The sequence below is a fragment of the Paractinoplanes abujensis genome (assembly GCF_014204895.1).
GTDB lineage: Bacteria > Actinomycetota > Actinomycetes > Mycobacteriales > Micromonosporaceae > Actinoplanes > Actinoplanes abujensis.
Window position 1 is genome coordinate 5,084,300 of record NZ_JACHMF010000001.1, and the last position, 23,826, is coordinate 5,108,125.

General features: G+C 71.3%; 24 protein-coding genes and 1 pseudogene. 12 read left to right on the forward strand and 13 right to left on the reverse strand.

Features of this window, described 5'->3' with window-relative positions; genetic code table 11:
• The first annotated feature begins 14 nt into the window (after nt 1–14).
• Complete coding sequence (locus BKA14_RS22920; protein ID WP_184952937.1) at nt 15–698, forward strand: maleylpyruvate isomerase N-terminal domain-containing protein; 684 nt, start codon at nt 15–17, stop codon at nt 696–698.
• 72 nt (nt 699–770) lie between these two features.
• Complete coding sequence (locus tag BKA14_RS22925) at nt 771–1,700, forward strand: phosphotransferase family protein (RefSeq protein WP_184952938.1); 930 nt, start codon at nt 771–773, stop codon at nt 1,698–1,700.
• On the opposite strand, the gene BKA14_RS22930 is transcribed toward BKA14_RS22925, so the two are convergent.
• From BKA14_RS22930 to BKA14_RS22960, 7 genes are all read right to left on the reverse strand, one after another.
• The gene (locus tag BKA14_RS22930) at nt 1,687–2,145 is read right to left on the reverse strand and encodes a GNAT family N-acetyltransferase (protein ID WP_239092743.1); all 459 of its coding nucleotides are present in this window, start codon (nt 2,143–2,145) and stop codon (nt 1,687–1,689) included. The two genes, BKA14_RS22925 and BKA14_RS22930, sit on opposite strands and share 14 nt — an antisense overlap.
• Nucleotides 2,146–2,180: 35 nt before the next feature.
• Nucleotides 2,181–2,891 carry a DUF427 domain-containing protein gene (locus tag BKA14_RS22935; protein ID WP_184952940.1) on the reverse strand — a complete coding sequence of 237 codons (711 nt, stop codon included), beginning with the start codon at nt 2,889–2,891 and terminating at the stop codon, nt 2,181–2,183.
• A gap of 165 nt (nt 2,892–3,056) precedes the next feature.
• Complete coding sequence (locus BKA14_RS22940; RefSeq protein ID WP_184952941.1) at nt 3,057–3,707, reverse strand: SGNH/GDSL hydrolase family protein; 651 nt, start codon at nt 3,705–3,707, stop codon at nt 3,057–3,059.
• The gene (locus BKA14_RS22945; RefSeq protein ID WP_184952942.1) at nt 3,704–4,657 is read right to left on the reverse strand and encodes an alpha/beta hydrolase; all 954 of its coding nucleotides are present in this window, start codon (nt 4,655–4,657) and stop codon (nt 3,704–3,706) included. Before BKA14_RS22945 ends, BKA14_RS22940 begins: the two co-directional genes overlap by 4 nt.
• A complete protein-coding gene (locus tag BKA14_RS22950; RefSeq protein WP_184952943.1) occupies nt 4,654–5,433 on the reverse strand; it encodes a hypothetical protein in 780 nt (259 codons plus the stop codon). The genes BKA14_RS22945 and BKA14_RS22950 overlap by 4 nt, the downstream gene beginning before the upstream one ends.
• Complete coding sequence (locus tag BKA14_RS22955; protein ID WP_239092742.1) at nt 5,430–7,052, reverse strand: phosphatidylglycerol lysyltransferase domain-containing protein; 1,623 nt, start codon at nt 7,050–7,052, stop codon at nt 5,430–5,432. The genes BKA14_RS22950 and BKA14_RS22955 overlap by 4 nt, the downstream gene beginning before the upstream one ends.
• Nucleotides 7,053–7,711: 659 nt before the next feature.
• On the reverse strand, nt 7,712–8,413 hold the full coding sequence (locus BKA14_RS22960) for a hypothetical protein (RefSeq protein ID WP_184952945.1): 702 nt from the start codon (nt 8,411–8,413) through the stop codon (nt 7,712–7,714).
• 36 nt (nt 8,414–8,449) lie between these two features.
• Between BKA14_RS22960 and BKA14_RS22965 the strand changes: the two genes are divergently transcribed.
• Together BKA14_RS22965 and BKA14_RS45730 are read left to right on the forward strand one after the other, a co-directional pair.
• Entirely contained in the window at nt 8,450–8,962 is a 513-nt protein-coding gene (locus BKA14_RS22965; protein WP_184952946.1) for a CGNR zinc finger domain-containing protein, read from the forward strand.
• A gap of 381 nt (nt 8,963–9,343) precedes the next feature.
• Nucleotides 9,344–9,526: pseudogene (locus tag BKA14_RS45730) on the forward strand (site-specific integrase); the annotation flags it as partial.
• 27 nt (nt 9,527–9,553) lie between these two features.
• On the opposite strand, the gene BKA14_RS22970 reads toward BKA14_RS45730, so the two are convergent.
• Nucleotides 9,554–9,871 carry a GNAT family N-acetyltransferase gene (locus BKA14_RS22970; RefSeq protein WP_239092739.1) on the reverse strand — a complete coding sequence of 106 codons (318 nt, stop codon included), beginning with the start codon at nt 9,869–9,871 and terminating at the stop codon, nt 9,554–9,556.
• Nucleotides 9,872–9,893: 22 nt separating this feature from the next.
• Here BKA14_RS22970 and BKA14_RS22975 point away from each other — a divergent pair, with 22 nt between their 5' ends.
• Genes BKA14_RS22975 through BKA14_RS22985 form a run of 3 tightly spaced genes read left to right on the forward strand, consistent with a single transcriptional unit; the run spans nt 9,894 to nt 13,817 of the window.
• Complete coding sequence (locus tag BKA14_RS22975) at nt 9,894–10,370, forward strand: MSMEG_6728 family protein (RefSeq protein ID WP_184952947.1); 477 nt, start codon at nt 9,894–9,896, stop codon at nt 10,368–10,370.
• A 41-nt stretch (nt 10,371–10,411) separates the two neighbouring features.
• Entirely contained in the window at nt 10,412–10,762 is a 351-nt protein-coding gene (locus BKA14_RS22980; protein WP_184952948.1) for a hypothetical protein, read from the forward strand.
• A gap of 52 nt (nt 10,763–10,814) precedes the next feature.
• A complete protein-coding gene (locus BKA14_RS22985; RefSeq protein WP_184952949.1) occupies nt 10,815–13,817 on the forward strand; it encodes an AfsR/SARP family transcriptional regulator in 3,003 nt (1,000 codons plus the stop codon).
• Here BKA14_RS22985 and BKA14_RS22990 read toward each other — a convergent pair whose 3' ends face one another.
• The 3 genes from BKA14_RS22990 to mptB are packed head-to-tail and all read right to left on the reverse strand — an operon-like array spanning nt 13,818 to nt 18,594.
• The gene (locus BKA14_RS22990) at nt 13,818–15,917 is read right to left on the reverse strand and encodes an esterase-like activity of phytase family protein (protein ID WP_184952950.1); all 2,100 of its coding nucleotides are present in this window, start codon (nt 15,915–15,917) and stop codon (nt 13,818–13,820) included.
• Nucleotides 15,918–15,926: 9 nt separating this feature from the next.
• Nucleotides 15,927–17,069 carry a glycosyltransferase 87 family protein gene (locus BKA14_RS22995; protein WP_184952951.1) on the reverse strand — a complete coding sequence of 381 codons (1,143 nt, stop codon included), beginning with the start codon at nt 17,067–17,069 and terminating at the stop codon, nt 15,927–15,929.
• Nucleotides 16,993–18,594 (reverse strand): polyprenol phosphomannose-dependent alpha 1,6 mannosyltransferase MptB, encoded by a 1,602-nt coding sequence (gene mptB, locus BKA14_RS23000; protein WP_221477298.1) that lies wholly within the window; start codon nt 18,592–18,594, stop codon nt 16,993–16,995. The genes BKA14_RS22995 and mptB overlap by 77 nt, the downstream gene beginning before the upstream one ends.
• Here mptB and BKA14_RS23005 point away from each other — a divergent pair.
• Both BKA14_RS23005 and BKA14_RS23010 read left to right on the forward strand, forming a co-directional pair.
• Nucleotides 18,593–20,263 (forward strand): hypothetical protein, encoded by a 1,671-nt coding sequence (locus BKA14_RS23005; protein WP_260416569.1) that lies wholly within the window; start codon nt 18,593–18,595, stop codon nt 20,261–20,263. The genes mptB and BKA14_RS23005 overlap by 2 nt on opposite strands.
• Before the next feature lie 275 nt (nt 20,264–20,538).
• Entirely contained in the window at nt 20,539–21,549 is a 1,011-nt protein-coding gene (locus tag BKA14_RS23010) for a Glu/Leu/Phe/Val dehydrogenase dimerization domain-containing protein (RefSeq protein WP_184952954.1), read from the forward strand.
• Here BKA14_RS23010 and BKA14_RS23015 read toward each other — a convergent pair.
• Nucleotides 21,533–21,796 (reverse strand): hypothetical protein, encoded by a 264-nt coding sequence (locus tag BKA14_RS23015; RefSeq protein WP_184952955.1) that lies wholly within the window; start codon nt 21,794–21,796, stop codon nt 21,533–21,535. The two genes, BKA14_RS23010 and BKA14_RS23015, sit on opposite strands and share 17 nt — an antisense overlap.
• 26 nt (nt 21,797–21,822) lie before the next feature.
• Entirely contained in the window at nt 21,823–22,074 is a 252-nt protein-coding gene (locus BKA14_RS23020) for a hypothetical protein (protein WP_184952956.1), read from the reverse strand.
• 324 nt (nt 22,075–22,398) lie between these two features.
• Between BKA14_RS23020 and BKA14_RS23025 the strand changes: the two genes are divergently transcribed.
• The 3 genes from BKA14_RS23025 to BKA14_RS23035 are packed head-to-tail and all read left to right on the forward strand — an operon-like array spanning nt 22,399 to nt 23,820.
• A complete protein-coding gene (locus BKA14_RS23025) occupies nt 22,399–22,626 on the forward strand; it encodes a hypothetical protein (protein WP_184952957.1) in 228 nt (75 codons plus the stop codon).
• Nucleotides 22,627–22,658: 32 nt separating this feature from the next.
• Nucleotides 22,659–23,540 (forward strand): helix-turn-helix domain-containing protein, encoded by an 882-nt coding sequence (locus BKA14_RS23030; protein WP_184952958.1) that lies wholly within the window; start codon nt 22,659–22,661, stop codon nt 23,538–23,540.
• 40 nt (nt 23,541–23,580) lie between these two features.
• Nucleotides 23,581–23,820, forward strand: coding sequence for a hypothetical protein (locus tag BKA14_RS23035; protein ID WP_184952959.1), 240 nt, complete (start codon nt 23,581–23,583; stop codon nt 23,818–23,820).
• The last annotated feature ends 6 nt before the right edge of the window (nt 23,821–23,826 follow it).

Here is a 23,826-nt window from a genome sequence, read left to right on the forward strand (position 1 = left end):
CTAGCTTGGCCGGTATGACCGTGAGCCACCCGCTGGACGCGTTTCGTTGTGAGGCTGAGAGTCTCGGCCGGGCGGTGGCGGGCCTGTCCGAGGAGGAATGGAACCTCCCGACGCGGTGTGAGCCGTGGACGGTCCGGGAGTTGCTGGGGCACATCCGGGTCGCGATCGCCTGGCTGCCGGGCATGGTGGCGGCCCCGGAGCCGGAACGGGCCGAGGTTTCCGCGGTCGCGTACTACCGGCCGGACGAGCGTTTCGCCGCGCGGACCAACACGGCCCGGATCGGGTTGGCGCGGGACCATGCGGCCGGGTTGACCGACGGCGCCGCGCTCGTCGACGACTTCACGGCCACCTGGCAAACGGCGGTTCGGCTGTGCGGGGCCGAGCGGGAGGACCGGGTGGTGCGTACCCGGCACGGGGATGCGATGCTGCTGTCGCAGTTCCTGCTCACCCGCGTGGTCGAGGTCGCCGTGCACGGTCTGGACATGGCGGATGCCCTGGGCCGCGCGCCTTGGACGACTCCGCAGGCCGGCGAGGTCGTGACCGAGTTGCTGCTCGGACCGGACCGGGCGATCACGCTCCGGGAGCTGGGCTGGGCGCGGCTGGAGTTTCTGCGGAAGGCGACCGGGCGCGAGCCGCTGATGCCCGCCGACGTCGCCCGTGTCGACCGGCTCGGCGTCCGGTGGCTCACCCTGGGCTGACACGCCGCCGGCCGACGGCCGCGGGGATAAATCGGATGCGCGGGCGACCTGCCCGGTTCTACATTGCGGGGAATGGACCTTTCCTCCCTCGGCGCGCCGCTCGGGCCGATGAGACGTGTGCACGGCGGTTACGCCAACCGGCTGTTCCGGCTCGACACCGATCACGGTTCGTTCGCGGTCAAGGAGCTCAACGTTCTCGACCGGCGCCACGCATACCACGTCGAGGATGTGTTCCGGTTCGAGCGGGCCGCGTTCGCGGCGGGGATTCCGATGCCTGAGCCGGTCGCGGCCGGCCACGACACGCTTGTTCACCGGTGGGTCGAGGGTGACAAGGTGCCTGAGGAACCTGTCGAACCGGCTTACGCGTACGAGGTCGGGAAGATCCTCGCGCAACTGCACACGCTGGATGTGGCGTGGCCCCACGACGCGGCCGAGGAAGGGACACCGCGGGGCTGGGCCGAGCTGGCGGAGCGGGCGACGGAAACCGGGCAGGAGTGGGCGGGCGAGCTGAGCGCCCAGGCCGGGACGTTCGCGGCGATCGCCGACTTCGTCGACACCTGTGAGCGGCCGGGGCCTGTCGTGCTGACCCACAAGGACATCCAGCCGTGGAACCTGCTGGCCCGGAAGGGGCGGCCGGTGGTGCTCGACTGGGAGCTCTCCGGGCTGCTGGATCTGTCGGGCGAGCTGGGCTCGACCGCGCTGAGCATCGCCAAGGGGCCCGGGTTCGACGACATCCGGCCGGCCGTCTTCCACGCGGTGCTGGACGGCTACGTCGCGGGCGGTGGAGAGCTGCCGCCGCCGGGAGCGAGCTGGTTCGTCTACATGATCGGGGGCTGGCTGGGGCACGTACGGTGGAACATCTCTCGGTGCCTGGCCGGAGTGGAGGCGGGCAGCGGGCCCGAGCTCGCGTTGTCGCAGGAAGTCGCCCGCGGCGGGGTTCGCGGCCTGCCCGAGTTGTGGCGGCGGCTGCCCGACCTGGTGGCGCTGACTAGACGCGGTTGAACGGCTCGGCGTAAGCGAACTCGCCGTGCAGCGCGGAACTGAACGTGGCCAACGGGCGCGCCTGGAAGTGGGGGCGCCACGAAGGAACCGGGGGCGTGATGCCGTACGTCTCGGCCAGGCGAAAGCCGAACCGCGTGTAGTAGCGGTGGTCGCCCAGGAGCACCACGAGCGGCTCGTCGAGGGCGTCGGCCGCCCCCAGCACGGCGTGCACCAGGGCCGAACCGACGCCGCGGCCCTGATGATCGGGGTGGACGCTGAGCGGGCCGAGGCCCAGAACCGGTGCCGAGGCCACGTGGGCGCGGGTGCACAGAACGTGGCCGATCACGTCGTCGCCGTCGAGGGCCACCAGGGACAGCCGGGGCAGCCACGCGTCGCTCCGGCGCAGCTCGTCCACGAGGTCGGCTTCGGCCGGCCGATCGAAGGCGGCGGCGGTCACCGCGTACACGGACTTCGCCTGCCTCGGAGTCTCCCGTTGAACGATCATGAGAACGGGCTCAGCGGCCGGTCCAGCGGCGTGCCGTCCAGCACGATGTCGACGCGCTCGTTGTAGAAGCAGACCAGGTCGCGGATCTTGGGCTGTTCCGGGATCGGATCGGGATAGCTCCACGCCGCGTCGGACCGGGCCGGATGCGACCAGTAGCGGGCGACACCCTTGTACGGGCAGCGGGTCACCGTCTCGCTCGCGGTCAGCAGGTCGGTGCGCACGTCGGCGAACGGCAGGTAGTAGCGCGTCGGCAGCCCCGTCTCGAACAACACCACCGGGCGCGTGCTGTTCGCCACTTCCTGCCCGTCGATGAACACCTGCACCCGCCGCGAGCTGTGCAACGCGTCGACGCGATGGCGCGGCGACCGGGCGTGCACGAAGACCTGCTCGTCCTCCTCGTACCAGTCGAGCGCCTCCCAGGAGAACGTCACGTGCCCTTTGAGCTCGGAGAACCGGTCATCCGTCCAGGCCGCGTCCGCCACCCGCCGGCCGTCCGCGACCACCGACCAGCGGCCCGCCGCGCTGTCGGCGAGCACCCCGTCCCGTACGTCGTCGAGGGGCACGAAATAGGTCGGGAACCCGCGGCTGGAGATCTCGTCGAGCAGCCAGGCCCGCCGGCTGTCGGCGACCACAGTGGCCCCCAGACGCACCCGCACCCGGCGCGGCGTCGGCTCGACAACGGGCGGCGGCAGAGGGAACTCATCCATGGGTACGGCATACACCGATCTCCGCGACTTGGAAACCGGAATACCGACAGCAGACGTACGGCTGGTCGGCCGCGCAACCGCACTTCCCCGACCACGAGGTTCACCGCGGCCCGGGCGGCCGGAACGGCCGTAGCGCGCGACCGGGATGTTCCCTGTGGCCGGGCTTCAGGCGGGCAAGGGTGGGATGAGTTTCGCGATGGCCGCCTGCCCGGCCTCGTCGGGGTGGTCGCCGTCGGGGGCCAGCAGGGCCGTCGCGCCGGCCGGCCCGTGGAACGGCGGCTCGGTCGACACGTACGTCGCGTCCGTGGCCGCCGCGGCCCGCTGCAGGGCGGCGTTGGTCAGATCCGTGGCCCGGGTGGCTTTGCGCACGCCGTCCGGGCCGTACGCGGCCGCGCCCACGTCGCCGTCCTGCACGACGTTCCAGTAGCCCAGGACGACGACCCGCGTTCGCCGGCCGTGGCCGATCGCCTCGATCGTGGCGGTCACGTTGGCCTCGACCGCCGCGGCCGTGGCCGCGTACCGGGACGGGTCGTCGAACACCGCGGCCATGTCGTTGGCGCCGATCATGAGGACGACCTCGGACGCCGAGGACGCGGCGGCGGGGACCGCGGCTCGCACATCGGCCGAGGTGGCGCCGGGCACGGCCAGGTTGACGTCGGTCGCGTGCTGCGACCGCGCGTAGAGGGCGGGGAACGGCGTGCAGCCGCAAGCGGTGCCCGCCGGAACCGAATCGCCCAGCGTCACCACCGTCGGGTGCGCGGGCGCGGCGCACGCGGTCAGGCCCAGGAGGGCGACCAGGAGGGCGAGTCGTCTCACGGCAGCGGCCGGGCCAGGTGGGCCGAGAGCCAGTCGAACGCGGGCGCCTCCATCTGCCGCCAGACCGCACTGCTGTGGCCACCGTGCGCGATCACCGCGGTGGTCGCGGCGATCGGCGCGCGGGCGGCCGCCGTCAGGCGTTGCGAATCGGCGGCCGACTCCTTGTCGTCGGCGGCCCACCCGAGCCACAGGGCGACGGACGGCCGGGGCAGGTGGCGCAGCCGCCACAGCGGGTTGTTCGTCGTGTTCTGCGAGCCGTCGCCGACGTCGATGCCCGGGGCGGCGTAACCAGCCAGGCTCGCGGCCGCCGCGTACCGGGTGGGGTGGCGCAGCAGCAGGTTGGTCGCACAGAACGCACCGGCCGAGTAGCCCGTCAGGCCCCAGGCCGACCGGTCGGTGCGGATCCGGTAGTGCGCGCGAGTGAACGCGGGGACGTCGACGGTCAGGAACGTCTCGGACTGCGCCCCGCCGCGCAGGTTCGTGCATTCGGTGTCGAGCAACGGCCGCGGTGTCTGGGTCGGGAACAGCACCACGGCCGGAGCCATCCGCCCGGCACTGATCTCCCGGTCGAGATAGGACTGGACGTGCAGTTTGCCGAGCCAGGTCCCGGGAGTTCCGGGATAGCCGTGCAGCGCCTCGATCACGGGGAAGCGGTCGCCGTCGCCGTAGGCCGCGGGCAGGTAGACGTACATGGGCAGGTCGAGCCCGCTTCGACCACCGTGGACCGTGACCGTGAGGAGCCGGCTTCCGCCGCCGGCCGACATTTCCGGTACGCCGGATGTGGGTAAGGCGCCGCTGAGGCGGTTGACCTGGACGAACACGGTAGCGGAGAGGCTGCACACGGCCAGCAGAACGAGCACCGATCGGCCGAGCCGGCGCACCCGGTCCCAGCCGGCGGCCAGCAGAACGGCAGTCACGAGCACGGCACCCAGCGAAAGAAATGTGCTCACGATCGCACCCCGCTCACGGCGGCGCCGAGGGTGTCAGCGGCGGGCGCCGCACTGGTTCCGAAAGCGCGGCCCGCGGTGGGGGCGGCGGGCGCCGCGCTGGTTCCGGAAGCGCGGCCCGCGGTCGGGAGGGCGTAGGCCGCCGCAGCCGCCGAGGGCAGGGTCAGTGGGGCGGACAGGGGTGGCGGCAGGTCGCGCGGGGCGCCTTCCGGAACGCCCAGGGTGGTCAGCGCGGCGCTCAGCGGCCCCACGTCCACGGCCCACCCACCGGTGGTCACCCGCAGGTCGCGGCGCAGATCGGCGGCCAGCGCGAGCAGGTCACCGGGCGTCGTGCGGGTGGTCGGCTCGACGAGCACCGACACTGCTTCCGGCGTACGGGAAGGAACCGACGAAAGCAGCACCGGGAACGCGACATCGGCCCGCGCGCGGTAGCCGGCGGGCAGATTCACCGTCGGCGGCTCCGCGAGATGCCACGACCTCCAGCCCGGCGGGCGCCAGGTGAAAGAGGCGGGCACGGTGTCGTCGAGCCGGCCCGCCCGTACGTGCTCCTGGCGCACGGCCGTGCCGGTGTCGCCCGCGAGGGCCTGCCACGACGGGTAGAACCCTTCGTGCCGGTTCACGGCCAGTCCCGCGGTCAGCACCAGCGAGGCCTCCAGCAGCAGCACGGCCACGACCCGCAGGGCGACGCCGGAACGGGACCACAGGCGCACCACGACGACGCCGGCAGCCCCGGTGAGCAGCGCGGCCAGCAGCAGCAACGGCACTCCGGTGAGGCTCATGACACCAGCACCCGGTCGGCGCCGCGGGACCGCAGCGGCGGCAGGAAAGCCTCCGCCGTCAACGCGGCCACGGCGATGCGGGGCAGGTCGCGGGCGGTCGGGAAGCACAGGTAGCGCGGCACCCAGACCGGCAGGTACTTGGCGTTGGCGCGATACAGCGACTCGATCTGCCACAGCCGGGAAGCCGCGCGCAGCAGCCGGTGCCACAGCCGCAGCACCGGACCGGCGCCCAGCTCGTCGGCCCGCGCGAAAACCGAGCGCAGCACCGCGAAGTTCAGCGACACCCGGCGTACGCCCAAAGCTTCTCCCGCCTCCAGAACGGCCACCACCATCAGCTCGGTCAGTCCGTTGTCGGCGGTGCGGTCACCCCGCATCAGGTCGAGCGACAAGCCGTCGTCGCCCCACGGCACGAGCTGCAACAACCCGCGCAGCCGCCCCTCGGCGTCGTGGCCGAGCACCAGCAGGCAGTCGGCGTCGCGCGGATCACCGAGCCGGGACAACGCCATCGAGAAGCCGCGCTCGACCGGCCCGTCACGGAAAAGCTCGGCCGCCCGCACCGCGTCACTCAGCTCGGTCTCCGTCAGATCGCGCTGCCGGGCCACCCGGCACGTGTAACCGGCCCGCCGCATCCGGTTCACCGCCTGCCGCACCCCGCGCATCGGCCGGCCGGTCAACGAGAAGGCCGCCGTCTCCACGATCGCCTCGTCGCCCAGCTCCACCACGTCGAGACCCGCTTTCCGGTACGCCTTCCCGGCCGCGTTACCGCAGCCGAGCACGGCCGGGGTCCAGCCGTGACGGTGCGCGTCGGCGAGCCAGGCGCCGATCGCCTCCGGCCACGCCGACTCCGCGCCGATCGGGTCACCCGCGGCCAGGCTCACGCCGTTGACGACCCGATAGGCGATCACCGCGGCCCGGTCCGGTGACCACATCAACGACTTGTCGGCCCGCAACGCGAAGTACGCCAGCGAGTCCTGACCGCCGTACCGGGAAAGAAGCTCGTGCAGGTGCTCCTCGCCGTCGCGTTGCGGCCCGCGTGACCCCGGCCGCAGCAGCAGGACCAGGGCGGCCCCGGCCGCGAGCAGTCCGCACGCCCCCGTCGTGTACGCCACCAGCCCGGCCGCGAAGTGATGCCGGAACACGACCGGGCCGTCCAGTCCGGCCAGGCCCAGCGCCGCCTCCTCGGCCCAGGCCACGACCCCCGGCGCGCCCACCAGGTGATCGGCGCGGATCGCGATCTCGAGGAAACCCAGCCCGAACCCGGCCGCCCCGAACCCGGCCAGAGCCTTGAGCGCCCGCCACCGGTTGCGCTGGTCGGCCAGGGCGGTGAACCTGTCCCGCGTGACCAGCAGCACGACCAGCAGAACCCCGCCCACGACGGCGGCCGCGTAGTCCAGCCCCTTCACCAGGTGAAGCACGATGGAGGCGGCGCTCAGCACCACCGCCACCTGCCAGGCCCGATGTTTGCCCCGCCGCAGCCCGGCCCCGAGATAGATCAGCAGCAGCCCGGCCACCACCGTGCCCGCCCGCGCCGTGAGCACCCCCGCCGCGGGCACGAACTCCATCACGGTCGCCATCCGCCCCTGCCGCGGCGGCGCGATCCCGGTGACCACATCGAGCACGCCCGCCACTTGCACAACCCGCGCAACACTCCGCCTCAACAGCGGTGCCCGCTCCCAGCGGTTCAACTCCATGACGCCATCCTCTGTGCGCCCGCTGTGGAACAAGCTGAAAACCGCCTGTGCGCTACCTGCACGCCCCGAGCTCACCGAGACCATCGATCAATAGGCGCCGGCGGCGTCGTCCGGCCGAGCCGTTCCCGCTCCGTCGTTCTCGTCCACCGGCCGCTTTGGTGGTGGCCTGATGTTCGGGGCCGTGGCGATCGCGACCGGCGCTTCGGCCCTGGTCTCGGCTCTGACAGTGCCGGCCTGGTGGCGATGCCCCGGCCCGCTCGCGATGCTGACCGACCACATCCGGTATGACGGCTCCCGCACCTTGCTGACGTCGAGGTCCCAAGCCGGTCGAGTTTCTCGGGCCGTAGCCAGTACGCCAGTTCCATTCCCCAGAGGGCTCCGGCATCAGCCCGACCGCGCCGAGCAGCCGTTCGCCCCGCATGATTCCTAGGCTGAACCGGCCGGTGGCGGCGGGATCCCAGGCGCTCAGCGCCGCCTGCGCGTCTCGCGGTGAGTAGGGCCCGAGCGGATGGTCTCCCCACAAGGACCGTCCCGGTTCTGCGCTGGTGGCCTCGACCATTCCGTCATCCACTGTCGATGCGGGGTGCTCACAGGCTCTTGATCAGCCAGGTGAGCCCGAGCTCGCGGGCTGTTCGCGCAGCGACAGTCTTCAGCTCCTCAGCCTCGGCGCCAGGCGGGAGCGCGGCGGCGTATGTCGCCGCCGCGGCAGCGGTCTGCGGGCGGGCGCCAAGTGCGGCGCGCAGCTGGTAGGACCTGCGGAGGTCATCGAGCCCGGACGCGTCGCCGCTCTCCAGGGTCAGGCCGCCCAGGTGCCGGATCGCATAGGACTCCAGCAAGAGGTCTTCATCCTTCACCGCAGCATCGAGCGCCTGGGTGTAGTACTGCTTCGCTGGTTGCGGGGCGTCATCGAACTTCTCGGTGACGATGCCGATCCAGAGAGTCGCCCAGTTTACGAGCCGTTGGTCTTGAGCCGCGGCGGTAAACCCGGCACGTACTCGCGCATCGTCGTCGGGGCGAGGGGCGAGGCCGAAGAGCAGACGGGTGTAGGCGAGCTGAGCCTCGTAGAATCCTGCCAGCGTCGGATCTTCTCGGGCCAGCGCAGTGACGGCGGCCTCGGCGGCGGCCGGCTGGTCCAGCTGCCAGAAGAACCGGTCGGTGAGGAGGCCGGCGCGCACTGCGGTCGTCTCGGCTCCCGGCAGCTCCAGCGCGAGGTCCCAAAGTCCGGCACGCTGCAACGACCGCGCAGCATACTCCGCAGCTTTGCCAATGTAGGTGGCGTTTGCGCTCATGCGGCCTACTGTGCAGACAGGAAGGTAGGTAGTCAAGTGAGAGATGTCGCCTACATTGCCAACCTGGCCAGGTTGGCCGTCGAACTGGTCAACGGCGATGACCCCAGCGAGCTGCGGCAGGAGTTCTTCGTCCAACACCACATCGCCGAACCGGACGATGACAAGCTCGCCGAGCTCCTCCCAGCTCTGCGCGATGCTGTGGCGGCTGTCGCGGACTCAGGTCCGATCGACCCCATCAATCTCCTCTTGGAGAAGTACCCGCCCGTACTTTTTGTGAGTACGCATGGCGGGGACGGCGGTCCGCACCTGCACTTCGCGCGCAACGGAGAAAGCCCCGCCTCCTGGCTTGCCCGCAGCTGCGCCGCCGCGCTCGCCCACGTGCTCTGCGGAGATCCCGACGTCACCGTGGGCCGGTGCCAGGCCGATGGCTGCGCCCGCTTCCACATCGACGACTCCCGCAACCGCAGCCGCCGGTTCTGCTCCAACACCTGCGCCAGTCGCACCACTGTGGCCGCCTACCGCGCCCGCCACAAGTCCGCGCCGCAATGACCGACCCGGCGGTCCGAGGCGTGTCCGGGTGCGGAATCGAAGATCTTGCCTGCCGGAGGCGTAGCCCAGTCGGCGCAAGGCACGGTTGTGTGCGGCAGGCCAGCCTCTGAGGACAGCGCTTCCTGGCATCGCCGAGGTTCGCAAGCGTCACTCCAGGGCTCATGACCGCTGGACGCCTCGTACGAACGCAGACCTGGCAGCCGGACATCTGGCCGGGCGAAGCATTGATCAGTTGGCGCACGAGTTCGAGCTGCAGCCGAGCGCGATCCGACGCCGCTGGAAGCGGATCGTGTTCGCCGCGATGACCAACGCTCGGACTGAACCACGGGATGCGGAACCGAGCCGAGTCCAGGCGGGCCGGAGGCCCCGCGCCTACGGCACTACTGCGCGACCTTGCTGATTCACGCGGGTGCGGGCGTCGAGACGGTCCAGTTGACGCTCGGGCATGCCACGCCGGCGGTGACACTCAACGAGTACGGGCACGAGTGGCCTGATGCCCTCGAACGTGAGCTGCTTGATCGGTCCGGACCGGGAGAAGGCGGAGTGCGGCAGCCTCAAGATTGAGGGGTTCCGGGTGCGGGACGGCTGACGTTACTTCACGCGGCGGTGCTGGCGGGCCACGATCTGGTCGTAGTCGTGGTGTTCGTCCAGCCACGCGCTCAGGAACGGGCAGATCGGGACGACCAGGCGGCCTTTGGACTGTGCGTCCTCCATGGCCGCGCGGGCCAGGTCGCTGCCGATGCCCTGGTGTTCGTGGTCGGGTTCGACCTTGGTGTGCGTGTAGGCGATCACGTTGCCGGTCAGCTGGTACGTGATGACGCCGAGCAGGGTGCCGTCGTCGTCTCTGGCCTCGAAGCGGTCCTTCTCGGGCACGTCCGCGATGTTCACGACCCCCATGAAACCACGCACGGCGGAACAGTAGCGTCGGGGTGTGCAGACCTTTCTTCCGTACGGGGACTTTCTCGCCTCGGCCCGGGTGCTCGACGCGAAACGGCTCGGTAAGCAGCGCGTCGAGACGGTGCAGGTCTTGCGGGGGCTGGTGGTGCCGGGGTACGGCTGGCGGCATCACCCGGCGGTGAAGATGTGGCACGGGTACGAGGAGGCGCTGATCCGGTACGGGCTGGACTTCGTCGACGTGTGGACGGCGACGGGGCGGGCCGACACCACCGCCGCCACGCTGCTGGCCGATTACGCCACCGCGGGCGGGATCCGTACGCAGGAAGCCTTGGGCAAGGCCGGCGAGCTGCCGCCGTGGCTGGGCGACCCGGCGGTGCACACCAGTCACCAGTCGGCGCTGCTGCGCAAGGATCCGGAGTTCTACCGGCCCTTCTTCGGCCCGGACGTGCCGGACGACCTCCCGTACGTCTGGCCGGCCTCGGACCGTCCGGGACGTATCTCACCGGCGTGAGCCGCCCCTTCCCGGTGTCATCGCCACTGGGAGGTCGGAACATGAGAATCACCGGACTTGTCATCTGTGCCCTGCTCGCCCTGCTGGACCTGGTGGGTTCGCTGCCCATGGGGGACGTCCGGCCGCCGCTGGGCGTGCTCGTCGCCGGGCTGGTGCTGGGGCTGATCACGCTGGCCGCGCTGGTGCCGGCGTGGCGCGGCAACCGCCGGGCGCTCCTGGTCGTGGTCGTCTCGCGAGCGCTGTCGGCGTTGCTGGGCATCGGGGCCTTCTTCGACGACGCCGCGCCGGGTGCGGCCCTGGTCGGTGTCGTCGTCGCCCTGGTGCTGACCGCGGTCGCCGTCGTGCTGCTGGTGCCGGCGTTGCGCGGGGCACGGGCCGAGCCGGCCCGCTGAGGCGAGCGCGGCGGGTCGCCGCCGGGTGCGGGCAGCGGGCAGAATCGTACGGGTGGAGATCGCGGTGCTGGGGCCGTTGGAGCTGCGCGGCCGCGCCGTATCGGGGGCCCGCCTCGGTGCGCTCGTGATCCTGCTCGCCCTCGAGGCGGGACGGGTCGTGTCGGCGGACCGGCTGATCGACGGCGTGTGGGGTGACGATCCCCCGGCCGCGGCGGGCAACGCGCTGCAGGCGCTCGTGTCGCGGCTGCGGCGGGCCGCGCCCGAGCTGGTGGTGGAGGCCACGCCGCACGGTTACCGGCTGGTCGTCGAGCCGGGGCAGGTCGATGCGCACGTCTTCGTGGGGCTGGTGACGGCCGACCCGGCCGCGGCGTTGCGGTTGTGGCGCGGTGACCTGGAGTTCCCGGAGGCGGCCCACGCCGAGGCCGTGCGTCTGGAGCAGCTGCGCCTGCTCGCCCTCAAGCAGCGCATCGCCGGCGATCTGGGGTCGCGCGACGTCGTGCCCGAGGTCGAGGGGTTGCTCGCCGCCCATCCGCTCGACGAGTCGCTGGTCGCGTTGCTGATGCGGGCGTTGCGGGCCGGCGGCAGCCCGGGCCGGGCGCTGGCGGCGTACGAGTCGTTCCGGACCCGTCTGGCCGACGAGCTGGGCGCCGACCCGTCGCCGGCGCTGCGCGAGCTGCACGTCGACCTGCTGCGCGGGGAGACCCGGCGGGGCAACCTGCCCGCTGAGGTGAGCAGCTTCGTGGGCCGCGAGTCGGACGTCTCCGCCGTACGGCGTCTGGTCGAGACCCACCGGCTGGTGACGCTGCTCGGGCCGGGCGGCAGCGGCAAGACACGGCTCTCGGTGGAGGCCGGCGGCAAGGTCCCGGGCGAGGTGTGGCGGGTCGAGCTGGCCCCGGTGACCGATCCGGCGGAGATCCCGCAGGCCATCCTGACCGCCCTCAACCTGCGCGGGCACGCCGTGCTCGACCGGCCGGGCCGCAGCGCGCGCACCGGGCTGCGGGAGGCGCTGGCGGGCCGCACGATGCTGCTGATCCTCGACAACTGTGAGCATCTGATCGGTCCGGTGGCCGAGGTGGCCGACGAGTTGCTGCGGGCCGCGCCGGGGCTGACGCTGCTGACCACGAGCCGCGAACCGCTGGGCATCGCGGGCGAGCGGCTGCATCCGGTCGAGCCGCTGGCTCTCCCGCCGGTGGGTGCGGGCGCGTCGACCGCTTCCGGGTTTCCCGCCGTACGGCTTCTGCTCGATCGCGCCGCCGGTTTTGTGCTCACCGAGGAGAACACGGCGGCCGTCGTCCGGGTGTGCCGCGCGCTGGACGGCATGCCGCTGGCCATCGAACTGGCCGCGGCCCGCCTGCGCACTCTGCCCGTGGCCGTGCTGGCCGATCGCCTGACCGACCGGTTCCGCCTGCTCACCGGGGGCAGCCGCACCGCACTCCCCCGCCATCAGACGCTGCGCGCGGTCGTCGACTGGAGCTGGGATCTGCTGGCCGAGCCGGAGCGGCGGTTGTGGCGGCGGTTCGCGCTGTTCCACGGCGGCGCCGACCTGGCCGCCACCGAGCTGGTCTGCGGCACCGATGTGGACACGCTGGCCGCTCTGGTCGACAAGTCCCTGCTGGTGCTGGGCCTCGACGGGCGTTACCGCATGCTGGAGACCATCCGCGAGTACGGCCTGGAGCGGCTGGCCGAGGCGGGCGAGACCGAGGCGCAGCGGCTGGCCGTGGCGCGCTGGCTGCTCGAACTGGCGGGCCGGGCCGACCCTTACCTGCGCGGCCCCGAGCAGCTGGGGTGGCTGGCCCGGCTGGCCGTGGAGCACGACAATCTGATCGCCGCGGTGCGGGCCGCGATCGAGGCGGGTGACCGGGCCACGGCGGCCGCGCTGGTGGCCCGGCTGGGCTGGTACTGGTGGCTCAGCGGGCACCGGCCGGAAGGTGCGGTGCTGGCGGCCGCGGTGGCCGGGATGCCGGGTGACGCCGACCGCGAGGACATCGCGCTGACCCACACGTACGCGGCGATCAACGGACTGGAAGGCGGGCTGCCGGTCGATCGGGTCGAGGCTGACTTCCGGGCCGCCCAGGGGCTCATCGCGGTCAGCGGGGCCCGGCATCCGGCGTTGCGGCTGATCCCGGCCCTGTCCGCGATGTTCGACGAGGCAGCCCATCCGGGCGACGGGTTCGAGCTGATCGCGCCGCTGTTCGACGACCCCGACCCGTGGCTGCGCGCGGTGGCCAAGATGTTCGCGTCGCAGCTGCGGCTCAACTTCGGGCACAGCGCCGACGTGGCCGAGGCCGAGATGCGGGAGGCCCTCGACGGTTTCCGGGCGATCGGTGAGCGCTGGGGCATCGGGTTCGCGTTGAGCTCGCTGGGCGACATGGCCGCGGCCAAGGGCGATTTCGGGCAGGCGGTCAGCTGGCAGCGGGAGGCGATCGCGCTGGTCCGCGAGGTCGGCATCCGCGAGGACCTGCCGCAGATGGAGGTCAAGCTGGGCCACCAGTTGTGGCTGGCGGGAGAGGTCGACGAGGCGCGGGCCGCGCTCAAGCAGGCGCGGGAGGGGGCAGAGGAGATCGCCCTGCCCGAGGTGCTGGCCTCGGTGGCGTACGGGACGGCGACGTTCGCCCGGATGGAGGGTGATCTGGAGGAGGCCCGCCGCTGCATGGACCGGGCCGTCGAGATGATGCGCCACCCGGGGGCGATGCCGCAGTTCCAGGCGATGGCGCAGCACACGCAGGCGCTGATCGACGCCGCGGCGGGTGAGCTGGTCACGGCCCGGCGTGGCCACATGGAGGCGGTGCGCACCGCGGTCGAGTCGCGGGACTCGCCGGTGATCGCGCTGACCCTGGTCGGGCTGGCCGAACTGGAGCTGCGCGAGGGCCACCCGGAGCGGGCCGCTTTCCTGCTGGGCGCGTCGGACGCCGTACGGGGGTCGCGCGATCTTTCGGTGCCGGACGTCGAGCGCATCACGTCCGAGGCCCGCGCCGCACTGGGCGACGCGGGCTTCGAGACGGCTTATCGGCGGGCGGCCGGGACCACCATGTTCACTGCGGCCGACCTGCTCTGATCAGAGGATCCGGCCCAGGCGCAGGAAGACCGTCTCGCCGGTGGCGTCGTCGATCGCGTCGTTGTCGGTGACGGCGTACGTCTGCCCGTCACCGGCGACGGCCAGGCCCTCGACCTTGTCCTGCACCCAGCCGTTGTCGGCCTTGAGCAGCGGCAGCAGGTCCTTGACGAGCTTCTTCCGTACGGCCGGGGTGCCGGACCAGGTGGCCGGGACGTCGAACGTGTAGACCCGCTTGATCGACGCCCGTGGGCCGCGCTGGTTGTCCCGCTCGATCACGGCGAACGTGTTGCCGTCGACCGCGACGATCTCGGACAGGCCGGTCCAGCCGACCGGGGCCGCGTCGAGCGGGTAGAGCAGCCACGACCAGGAGCCGGTCCTCAGGTCGAGCTTCCCGATCCGTACGACGTTCTGCGGGTCGGTCTTGAGCGGGCGCTGGACGGCGACCCACACGCTCGAGCCGACCTCGGTGACGCCCTCGAAACCGTTGCTGGTGACGGCGGCGGCGATGTCGGCCGGCAGTGCGATCTCCTGCTGGACCCGGCCCTTGTCATCGAGTCGAACGATCAGATCCGGCGCCTCACTGGCCAGCCAGTAGCCGCCGGACTTGCGGGCCACGATGCCTTCGGCGTCGTAACCGACCGGCTTGCCGTCCTTCGTGACAGTCAGCTGCTTGTGGATCTCGGCCGGGCGTTGCGCGGTGTCGATCGTCAGGATCCGGGTGGGCGTGTAGGCCGAATCGGTCACCGAGACGAGCTGTGAACGCTTGCCGGGCACCGCCGACAGGGCCGACAACGTGCCGAACGGGATCGTGCCGGTGGAGACGATCGACGGGAACCGGCCGTGGCCGATGCCGTAGATCTGCACCGAGCCGCGGATGTTCTCGTCCGGGAGCTCCTCCTCGCTGGAGACCACGACGAGCCCGCGCGACGGCACCGCGACCACGCCCTCGGGCCCGTTGGTCGTGGGCAGCAGCTGCTGGAATTTCGGCTTCCGGGGGTTCGACACGTCGTACACCGCGGTGAAGTTGCCACGCTCGGAGTTGACGAAGACGTACGGCGTACGGCCGATCGTGGCGAAGGCGACGTTCTCGACCTCGATGCCCTTGGCGTCGGAGCGCTTGTCGGGGTAGAGGCCGTGCTCGACGGCGATGTGCTCGAGCGTGTTGCCGGCGTCCCAGACGACCTTCCCGTCGCGCGAGAAGATCGTCCAGCCGCGCGAGCCGCCTTCGTAGTCGCCCTCGTTGGCCGACGCGAACAGGTCGTCGGTGATCCAGGCGACGCCGTCCGGCTCCCGCTTGGCGGTGATCGTGCCGTCCAGGGTGATGCGGTCGTCGTCCTCGGTGTCCACCCCGGACACGGTCACCTGCCCGGCCGGGAAGTGCTCGACGACCTTCTTCGACTTCAGCGAGACGATCGCGAGGTGGTTGTTCTCCTGCAGGCTGACGATCGCCTCGTCGCGTGCGTTGATGCTGACGTACTCGGGTTCGGGGTCGGTCGGCGCGACCGCGGCCAGACCGGTGAGCTCGACCTTCGACGCCTTCCAGGTCCGGGTGTCGATCACCGACAGGTAGCCGGCCGGGAGCTGCGGGATCGCGCCGTCGTCGACGTCCTCGTCGCGCTCGTTCTCGATCGCCACCGCGATGTAGCGGCCGCTCGGCGCCACCGCCACCGAGTCGGGCTGGCCTCCCAGGTCGATCTCGCGCACCACCGTACGGCTGCGGTCGTCGATCACGACCAGCTTGCCTGACGGGTCGGTGAAGCTCTCGCGGGTGTTGACGCCGGCCAGGAGCAGGTGACCCAGGTGCGCCACCGAGGTCGGTTCGCCGTCGAGCGCGAGCGTGCCGCCCGGCTGGGGCCGGCCGGGGTCGGTGATGTCGACGAAACCGAGGCGCCGGCCCGGGCTGTCGGTGTAGACGACCGTACGGCCGTCCTCGGTGACCGTGGAGATCTCGGCGGCGGCCGTGTCGTCGATCGACGAGTTCAAATAGGCCGGGAACGTGGACAGCCTGCGGAATTCTGTGTCGTTCCGATGGGCCGAGGCGGGCGCGGCCACGAAGGTCGCGGCCAGGCCGATCAGGGCGACAGCCGAGCGTTTGTGCATGCGCTCTGACTACGTGAGGATCTTGTCCTCCGCATGGACTTCCGTTGAACGACGCGTGCCGATGGGTGTCCAGATCAGCAGGGCCAGGCTGAACCAGACATAGAGGTTGCCGCCGATGAGCTCCAGCGGGGGACGCGGGCGTCTCTCCCACAGCCAGGTCAGGCGGCTGGTCATGAGCAGGTAGGCGCTGATGCCCAGCGCCTTGCGGTCGGCCTCGACGCACCGCACGATGGCCGGCAGCAGCCAGACACAGTGGTGGATCCACGTCACCGGGCTGATCAGGCAGCCGACGATGCCGGTCAGCGCCAGCCCGCCCATGATGTCGTCCGGCTCCCGGCTGACGCGCCACGCCCAGAACGCCAGCGTGAGCAGCACACAGGCCAGCCACACCTTCGACTCGACCTGCGCGATGGGCAGCCGGGCCAGGAAGCCGCGCTCCGACTGGTTGGACAAGAAGGACAGCACGCCCACGCGGTTGGTGTCCCACAACGCCGACGTCCAGAACTCGCGGGACTCGTCCGGGAAGATGGCGGCGGCGAGCAGGGTGGCCCCGGCCGCCGTGCCACTCGCCGTCGCGGCGGCCCGCCAGCGCCGGGTCACCAGCAGATAGACGATGAAGATGCCGGGCGTCAGCTTGATCGCGGTGGCCAGCCCGATGCCGGCACCGGCCCATTTACGGTTCCGCGACAAGCCGAACAGCAGGTCCCCCGCCACAAGCGTGAGCAGCAGCGTGTTGACCTGGCCGAACGTGATGGTCTCGCGGACCGGCTCGAACGAGATGGCCAGACACACCGCGATCCCGTACGCGAACCAGACCGTCCACTGCCGGCGCCGGATCAGATCCCGCGTGAACCACCACGTCAGCAGCGCGGTGGTCAGCACCGTGGCGATGATCGCGATGACCACGACGGCTCCGAACGGCAGCAACGCCATCGGGGACATGACCAGGCCGGCGAAAGGCGGATAGGTGAACCCGTACGGGGTGCCGGGACGCAGCCAGTCGTAGACCATGCCGCCGTCGCCGCGGAACCAGTACTGGATCGCCCCGTAATAGACCTTGGAGTCGAAGTAGCCGTTACGCGTCTGGGCCAGATAGACGATCAGCAACGTGATCAGCCCGGCGGCGGCCAGCAGACCTGATTTTCGCTTCATGCACCACTATCCAGACTAGGAAAACCGTCATCGCGACCGCGCCCTGCGTCTTCACGGCCAAGGCCAGGTTGTAGCCGTCCGGCAGGCACAGGGCGGACACCACCGCGCACGGCACGACCAGCCAGTTCAGGTGCGTGTGCAGGGTGGCGGCCAGGATCGCGAGCGGCCACAAGGCGTACCACGGGTGAAAAACCGGCGCGAGCAGAACGGTGGCGGCGAGCGCGTAACCGGCGTACCGGAGCGGGTTGTTGTCGCGGGCCTTCCACCACAGCACGACCAGGACGAAGGCGAGCGCCACGATGCCGAGCACGCGCGTCACCGGCACGGCATCCGGCCCGAACAGACCGATGGCCATGCCGACCGCCGTCGGCGGCGACGTCCACTGCACCGACTTACCGCTGCCGCTCAGGGCGGTCACCCAGCCGAAGCCGCGGCCGCTGACCAGACTCGCCGCCGCCAGCCCGACCAGCGCGCCGGCGACGACCCGGATCACCGGGCCGAGCCACCAGGGGCGTGGCCCGAACTTACGCCGCTGGGCCGACGAGACCTCCCGGCTGTCCACAGGCCCGGGCGAGGCACCCCGGAACTGTGGATAACGTTCGATCATCAGCAGGAGCGCGAAAGGCACCACGACCAGGGCAGTTGCCTTCACAGCGATCGCCAGGCCCAGCAGGAGGCCGGCGGCCCAGCCCGCGAGATCGGCACGGCGGCCTGTCGCACGGATCGTCTCGCCGGAATCAGCGACGGCTCCCGCGCCACGGCCGGCGGACGTCGCGGAGTCGGCAGACGCCGCGAAACCGGCAGACGCCGCGGAACCGGCGGGGTTGGCGCGGATGGCCAGGGCGAGCCCCGCCGCCACCAGCCCGACCATGAGGGCGTCGTTGTGGGCGCCCGACACCAGGTGGATCGGGACCAGGGGGCAGGCCAGCACGAGCCACACCGCGCGCCCCGGCGGCACGCCACCGCGGCGGGCCAGCGTGGGCAGGGCCACAGCGATCAGGGCGATGCCGAGCAGGGCGATGACCCGCAGGCCGGCCAGGGTCACGGTGAGGCTGCCGGTCTGGGCCGCGACCCCCGCCAGCACCAGGAACAGCGGGCCGTAGGGGGCCGGGGCATCGCGCCACGTCGGGGCCACGGCGTCGGCCCAGGGACAACCCAGCACGTCGACACCGCCCCCGTACGGGTCCAGGCCCGCACTCTGCTGCCAGCCCTGGCAGGCGTACGAGTACGCGTCGTAGCTGCCCAGCGGCAGGAACGCGAGCAGCGGCAGCATCCACAGGACGGCCGTGACGTAGGCCCAGCGCGCCGTCGGGGCGGAGCGGACGCCGGCCACCCACGCCGCGATCAGCAGCCCCGTGCCGGCCAGCCAGGCCAGGGGCAGCAGGACGCCGTTGTCGCCCGCGAAGATCGTGCCGGGGGTGATCGTCGGCTGCCACGGATCGGTCGCGCCGCCCAGCCAGGCCGCGGCCGCGAGGGCCAGGCTGCCGGCTAAGCCCCCGTAGCGGACGACGGCGGGGCGGGGCATGGCGAGCACACTACCGTGCGTACGGGTAGGGTCTTGGCGCGTGTGGGCTCGGCACCGGCTGGAACTGTTCACCGCCGTGCTCGCGGCGGCGCTCGGCGTCGTCTACCTGCTGCTTCCGCCGATGGGCTCCGACCTGGCCGCCCAGCAGGCCCGGGCCGGATTTTTCGCGGCGCACGGCTACACCCCCATGGACCTTCGCTGGTATGCCGGGGTCGATCAGCTGGGCTACAGCCTGACCTCACAGCCCGTGATGGCCCTTCTGGGCGTACGTGTCACCGGCGCCCTGTCGCTGCTGGTCGCCGCGGTGCTGTTCGCCCTGCTGCTGCGCCGCACCGAAGCCCCGCGCCCGCTGCTGGGCGCGATCATCGGCACGTTGTGCATCGCCGGCAACCTGGTGAGCGGCCGGGTCACGTACGGGCTGGGGGTCTGCCTGGGTCTGGCCGCCCTGCTGGCCCTGACCTCGCCGCGGCGCCGCTGGCTGCCCCCCGTGCCGGCCCTGCTGGCCGCCGCCACCAGCCCGGTGGCCGCCCTGTTCCTGGGGCTGGCGGGGGTGGCCCTGGCCCTGTCCGGCCGAGTGCGCGCCGGCCTGCTGATCGCCGTGCCCGCCGCCCTTCCGCTGGTCCTCAACGCGCTGTTGTTCGGCGACGGCGGCTGGATGAACATCAGCCGCTCCGACACCGTCCGGGCCGTGGTCGCCGCGCTGGTCGTGGCGGTCCTGGTGCCCCGGCGGCCGGTTCGGATCGGCGGTGTCCTGGCGGCCCTGGGCGTGCTGGCGGCGGCGCTGATCCACACGCCGGTGGGCCTCAACGCCACCCGCCTGGCCGTGATGTTCACGCTCCCGCTGCTGGCCGCCTACGCCACCCTGCCCCGGCTCGCGCGCGCGAAGACAACGCCGGCGCGGGCCGGCCTGCCCCGGCTCGCGCGCGCGAAGGCGACACCGGCGCGGGCCGGCCTGCCCCGGCTTGCGCGCGCGGGGGCGACACCGGTGTGGGCCGTCGCGCTCCTGCTGGTCGTGGCGTGCTGGTGGCAGCCTCCCGTCGTCACCGGCGACGTGCGCGACATCGGCAACCCGACCGCCGACCCCGCCTACTTCCGGCCGCTGCTCGACCGCCTCGCCCGGGAACGCCTGACGGGCCGGGTCGAGATCCCCGCCACGCGCGCCTACTGGGAGGCCGCGCACATGGGTGACGTGCCACTGGCCCGGGGCTGGCTGCGGCAGGCCGACATCGACCGCAACCCGCTGTTCTTCACCGAGATCCCGGGGGCCACCGGAACCGGCGTGCCGCTCACGGCCGGCACCTACCGTCTCTGGCTGGAGGAACTGGCCGTCCAGTTCGTGGCCGTGCCCGACGCCGAGCTGACGTGGTCCGGCCGGCCCGAGGCGGCCCTGATCGACGCGGGCCTGCCCTACTTGACCGAGATCTGGGCAAGTCCGCACTGGCGTCTCTACGCGGTCACCGACCCGCGCCCGATCGTCGCCGCCCCGGCCACGCTCACCTCGCAGGACGCGGCTGCGCTGACGTTCGAGTCCACGGCCGCCGGCGATTTCCCCGTACGGGTCCGCTGGAACCGCTGGTTGACGGTGTCCGGCGGCGCCACGCTGCACCGGGACGGCGACTGGCTGCTCGTCCGGGTGCCCGCCGCGGGACGCTACACGATCTCCAGCTGAACCCACCACCACGGCCGGAGCCCGCGCAACGGCCCGGACCACCCACCGCCTCGCGAGGCGGGCCCTGAGCGGTTGTAGTGCTTTTGCAGGCGGCCGGGACGCGTACGGGATCAAGTTGGTGTCTTCCCGGACGCGATTGCCGGCGTGCCGGTTGACTCCCCGACTTCCCGCACGATCGCCGAATCAATGCGGCCATGAGCCGGGCTTTCCGGGCTGATGCCGAACGTCGTTCGGGGAGCGGCCGAAAAGGCTGGGCAAGCGTCTAGCTTCGGTGCATGTTCTCGCACGAAAGAATCATCATCAGGCGCGGCCCCGAGTCCGGGCAGCCGATCATCGTGGCCGTCCACTCGACGGCCTTGGGGCAGGCGCTCGGGGGGTGCCGTCTCAAGCCGTACGCGGATTGGCGGGACGGCCTGGCCGACGCGTTGCGGCTGTCCGCCGCCATGACCGGCAAATGTGCGCTGGCGGGTCTGCCCCACGGCGGCGGCAAGACCGTGATCGTCGGCGAGCATTCGGAGGCGGCCCTGCGGGACGCGGGAACCGTGATCGAGGAGCTGGGCGGGATCTACGCGACCGGCCCGGATGTCGGCACCGGGCCGGACGACATGGTGACGATCGGCGAGCGGACAACTCACGTCTTCTGCCGGCCGGTCGCCGCGGGTGGCAGCGGCGACTCCTCCCCCGGCACCGCCCTCGGCACGGTGGCGGCGCTGCGGGCGGTCTGTTCCGACCGATTCGGCTCAGCGGGATTCGGCAAGCGGAGTTTCGCTCTGCTCGGGCTGGGCCGGGTCGGTGGCCGGGTGGCCCGCCTGCTCGCGGAGGCGGGCGCGAAGCTGGTCGTGGCCGACGCCGACCCGGCCAAGAGGGCCCTGGCCGACGAGCTCGGGGCCGCCTGGGTCACACCCGGCGAGGCCCTGACCGCGGCCGTCGACGTGGTGGTGCCGGCGGCGCTCGGCGGTGTGCTGACCCCGGATTCGGTACCCACGCTGCGGTGCGCGGCGGTGGCCGGGCCGGCCAACAATCAGCTGGACGACCCGGCCACCGCCACCCTCCTGCACGAGCGCGGCATCCTGTGGGCGCCGGACTACGTGGTCAGCGCGGGCGGTGTCATCGGCGCGACCGCCGTCGAGCTGCACCACGAAAGCCCGGCCCGGGTGGCGGCCCGCCTCGACGGCATCGCGGACACGCTGACCGCCGTGTTCGCGGCCGCCCGCCGCGACGGCGTGACCCCGAGCGCCGCAGCCACCGCCGAGGCCCGGCGGCGGGTGGCTAATCCACGGGGCTGACCGGTTCGGCCCGCTCGTACGGCTGGTTCAGCGGCGCGTCGCCCGGCATGTCGGCGAAGTGGGCGTTGAGGTGGGCGTACGGGTTGCGCCGGGGGTCACGGACCTCGCGGGCAATACGCCGCTCCTGCCGGCGCAGCGCCACGGCCAGCCGCAACGCCGGCCACAGACGCAGCCGGCGCGACGAGTCGACGGTCGCCAGCACCCGGGCCAGCAGAGCGACGATCCCGGCGAGCAGGGAAGAGGTCATCGACGTTCTCCTGTCCGAGGAGGAACTTACTGAGCGCTGAGCGCAGCCGCGGCCACCAGGACGAGGGCGAGCACGACGGCCACCGAGACGACAGCAATGCCGGCGGCCGCTTGCAGCAGCGCACCGAGCGGCATGAAGGCCTTGCGCAGAGCACGCATGATGCGCAGGGCTACCAGCAGGGACACCGCCGCGAGAGCCAGATACACGATCGGCGGGGCGGAACGCACGGTGTCGAGAAGCCCGGCGTTCCCCAGTGAGGTGGGAAGGGAAGTGAGCACGTGATCGACCTCCGGTTCAGGCCGCCTATGCACGAACGGAGAGTCCGACCTCGATGTCTTCGGCGAGACGAACGCGGAAGGAAGCTGAATCGGCTCCGTTCCGAGATCTCACCGTGACCCCACATACGAATATCCTGGTTTATGCAACGGGAAGCAACCGTGATGCGAGGCCGTGAATAAGTTCCTCAGACTGTTCACGATGAGGTCCGGGGGGTTTCCCCTACCCGCTGCGTGTGGTTCCATGAAGTCCTATGCAACTGCCCCGCATAGAACCTTGGCCGGTACTGTATCGTGCACGCGACTAGTCCGGTATCCTCGGCTTCCGTGACAAACCAACCTCATTCCGGCACAAAGCCGCACCTCACCCTTCTTGCTGCAGAATGCAGCACAGGGACCTGCCCAACCGTTTATCGGACCGACCGCGAGACGGTGCTGGTGCAGGGATACATCGTTTCCGCCGCAGACGCCGGGCTCGACCTGCCGCCCGGCGAGCAGTTGGTTGAGATCCCGCTCGGCCTGCTCGCCACAGCGGCGGCCAACTCGACGATCTGACCATAGAGACAACACAGGAGGGGGCGAGTTGCATGAGCGATTCGCCCGACCCCCCGCAGTCGCCCGGCGACGTCGGGGCTGCTCTGGCGTGGTGGCGCAAACGAAGAAAGATCTCCGGGCAGGTCCTCGGCCGTCGAGTCGGCATGAGTCAGGCCAAGATCTCCCGGCTCGAGACGGGTGTCTCCACTCCTGACCCCGAGGACGTCAGGCGAATCGCCGAAAGCTTGGATCTGCCGTCGGCCGAGGTGGAGCGTCTGGCCAGCTTGGCCGAGCAGTCGGAACAACCACTCATCGACTGGCAGGCGGCCGAACCCAACCTGACAAACCGGCAAGAGATCATCAAATCGCTTGAGGCGCTGGTTCGAGAGGTCCGCGTTTTTCAGCCGGCCGTGGTTCCCGGTCTCTTGCAGACCAGTGAGTACGCGCGCTCCGTCCTCAAGTCCTTCCGGTTCGAAGTCGGCGAGAACGAGCTGGGCGCGTCCGAACTGGCCATCTCGGAAGCTGTCGCCGAACGCATGGCTCGCGGCCAGGCCCTGTACAAACCCGACCGGCAGTTTCATTTTCTGCTGGCCGAGACGGTACTCACCACCATGGTGTGCGAGCCACTCGACATGCTCGGCCAGATCAAGCGGCTACGCGAGGTGGCCGCGCTGCCCAACGTCACCGTGAAGTTCATCCGGCACTACACCCGATGGCCGGTGCCGCCGCTGAACGGCTTCGAGTTGATGGGAGACCGGGCCGTCATGGTCGACACCGTCAACAGCAGCCTCGTGTCACGGGCGGATCGCCAGGTCGTCCAGCAGCACCGGCGGATCTTCGAAGCCCTGGAAAGTGTCGCGACGACCGACATCGGTCCCGTCATGGACGCGCATCAGGATCGATATCTCCAGATGCTCCGCAGCGCCGTTGCCTGACCCGTTGTGACGTGCTTGCTTCGCTCCGTACCGTGGAGGCATGACGACCCACGAGTATTCTGTCGAGTCCCCTGACAAGCGGCTGAAAGTGCTCGCGAGTCTTTGCGGAACCGGCACCTGCCCGACCGTCTACAGCGCCGACGCCACGTCGGTGATTGTGCAGGGCTATGCGGTGACCGGAGACGAGGGCAGCCTGGACGTGCCCGACGGCGAGCACCTCGTCAGGATTCCCACCGAGGTGTTGCTCGCCGCCGCCGACGCGATTCGTAAGCAGGCCTGAGACAAA